Genomic DNA, 1397 nt, shown 5'->3' on the forward strand with positions numbered 1-1397 from the left:
ACTCTGCTTTAGGAAATGGACTAAATTGACAAGTTAATTAATGGGATTGGTATAACTCAAATTTCAGATACAAAAAAGCCCCGCATAAATGCGAGGCTTTTTTGTAGAATTGGTGCCCGGGGACGGACTTGAACCGTCACGCTCAGAAAGCGAGGGATTTTAAATCCCTTGTGTCTACCAATTCCACCACCCGGGCAAAACTTTTAGAATTTGGAGGCGGAACCCGGAGTCGAACCGAGATAGATGGATTTGCAATCCACTGCATGGCCACTCTGCCATTCCGCCAATATTACTTAATTTGGAGCGCTACACGAGACTAAAAAACACCTCATGACCCCGACTATTATGATCAAGGTCGTGCTCAGAATATTGAACACCTAACACTTCAAAACTGGAGCGGTACACGAGACTAAAAACATCTCATGACCCCGACTATTATGGTCAAGGTCGTGCTCTGATATTGAACACCTAACACTTCAAATTTGGAGCGGTACACGAGACTCGAACTCGTGACCCCGACCTTGGCAAGGTCGTGCTCTACCAACTGAGCTAGTACCGCTTAATATTTTACGCTTGTATTTATACATTAAATACAAAAAAACCAGCTTTAAGCTGGTCAATTTATAGAATTGGTGCCCGGGGACGGACTTGAACCGTCACGCTCAGAAAGCGAGGGATTTTAAATCCCTTGTGTCTACCAATTCCACCACCCGGGCAAATCTATAAATAGATAGTGGAGGCGGAACCCGGAGTCGAACCGAGATGGATGGATTTGCAATCCACTGCATGGCCATTCTGCCATTCCGCCTTATAATTTATTTGGAGCGGTACACGAGACTCGAACTCGTGACCCCGACCTTGGCAAGGTCGTGCTCTACCAACTGAGCTAGTACCGCTTCATCTGTTTACGATTGAATTTACAAGTTGACTTGCAAATCCTGTTGAATCTTATCAAGGTTGGTCTCGACTGATTTAACTAACACCGTGTAACATTTTAAACTATTTATCTTAAGGTTTACAGTAACTGTTTCCCCTCTCGATGTGTGCGCATTCTAAGGATTTTCCGAACTGAGTCAACACTCTTTAGCAACTTTTTTGTTAATTCCATGCTGTTCGCTGTTTTTTCAAACGAAGCGTCTGCTTATCCAGCAGAATTGCTGTTATCAATCACAATAAATTCAGATACTGGCAAACTAGGTAATGGCTGTTCATAAAAAGCAGTACTTGTACTTTTGCAAAACCAGCACAAACACTTTTAAACAGTGAAACTAAATCGTTATCAGCTGCTCTGTAGACATTGTTTAATGCGATGCATACAAAAAAGCCGTCAGGTTAATGACTAATGCCGATCGTTTAAGAAAACTTGAACGATCTTGCAGATAGATCATAATCCTCAA

6 tRNA genes are annotated in these 1397 nt (G+C 42.4%); all 6 read right to left on the bottom strand.

The window, feature by feature from the left end:
• Positions 1 to 110: 110 nt before the first annotated feature.
• The 6 genes from G337_RS0119335 to G337_RS0119360 all read right to left on the bottom strand — a co-directional run bounded on the left by G337_RS0119335 (position 111) and on the right by G337_RS0119360 (position 896).
• Positions 111 to 196: transfer RNA gene (locus G337_RS0119335), tRNA-Leu, on the bottom strand.
• Between the two features lie 15 nt (positions 197 to 211).
• Positions 212 to 285, bottom strand: a tRNA-Cys gene (locus G337_RS0119340).
• Between the two features lie 198 nt (positions 286 to 483).
• Positions 484 to 559, bottom strand: a tRNA-Gly gene (locus tag G337_RS0119345).
• Positions 560 to 630: 71 nt separating this feature from the next.
• A tRNA-Leu gene (locus tag G337_RS0119350) sits at positions 631 to 716 on the bottom strand.
• Positions 717 to 734: 18 nt separating this feature from the next.
• Positions 735 to 808, bottom strand: a tRNA-Cys gene (locus tag G337_RS0119355).
• Between the two features lie 12 nt (positions 809 to 820).
• Positions 821 to 896: transfer RNA gene (locus G337_RS0119360), tRNA-Gly, on the bottom strand.
• Between the last annotated feature and the right edge of the window lie 501 nt (positions 897 to 1397).

This window comes from Psychromonas aquimarina ATCC BAA-1526, assembly GCF_000428725.1.
Lineage (GTDB): Bacteria > Pseudomonadota > Gammaproteobacteria > Enterobacterales > Psychromonadaceae > Psychromonas > Psychromonas aquimarina.